This window comes from Microbispora siamensis (assembly GCF_016863095.1).
In the GTDB taxonomy this organism is placed as follows: Bacteria; Actinomycetota; Actinomycetes; order Streptosporangiales; family Streptosporangiaceae; genus Microbispora; species Microbispora siamensis.
Genome location: NZ_BOOF01000136.1, coordinates 1 through 732 on the forward strand (window position 1 = coordinate 1; position 732 = coordinate 732).

Here is a 732-nt window from a genome sequence, read left to right on the forward strand (position 1 = left end):
CAGGCGCTGCTGGATCTCTCTGCGGTAGTCGTCGAGTGTGTTGTCGATGTGTGTGGCGGCGGCGTGGGCGGCGGCTTCGGGGTCGCCGGCGCGGATGGCTTGGTAGATGGCGTCGTGTTCTTCGACGGCTTTGGCGGCGTGGCCGCCGACCGAGCCGCGCATTCCGATGAGGCTGGATTGTGCTTGCAGGCGGCGGGCTTCGCGTACGGCGATCTGGAGGAACATGTTGTGTGAGGCGGTGGCGATGGCGGTGTGGAAGGTGTCGTCGCCCTGGTTGAACAGGTCTTCGCGGCCGGTTTCGAATCCGTGGCGGCAGATGGTGGCGGCTTCTTCGATGGCGCGTAGTTCCGCGGGGGTGGCGCGGCGGGCGGCGAGTCTGCTGGTCTCGGTTTCCTGGGTGCGGCGGAACTCGAACAGCATGTAGATGTGGTCCAGGTCGGTGGGCAGGAAGAAGGAGGCCATCCGTCCGGTGCCGAGCATTCCCTCGTCGTCGGCGACGTACAGGCCGCGGCCTTTTTGGGCGCGTACCCGGCCGAGCGCGGACAGGATCTTCACGGCTTCGCGGACGACGGTGCGGCTGGTGCCCAGCTGGCGGGCCAGGTCGTTTTCCGTCGGCATGCGGTCGCCCGGTCGCAGGCCCAGCCGGGCGATGAGCTCCAGCACCTGCTCGGCCGCCACCTCATAACCCGGCCGGTATCCGCCCTCACGCTGGGTGTCGGTCACCGTGCTTCC

The 732-nt window shown here is 68.2% G+C and carries 1 protein-coding gene; it reads right to left on the reverse strand.

The window, feature by feature from the left end; genetic code table 11:
• Positions 1-723, reverse strand: a 723-nt coding sequence (locus Msi02_RS42805) for a FadR/GntR family transcriptional regulator (protein ID WP_204053415.1), incomplete at its 3' end; no start/stop codon positions are given.
• Positions 724-732 lie beyond the last annotated feature (9 nt).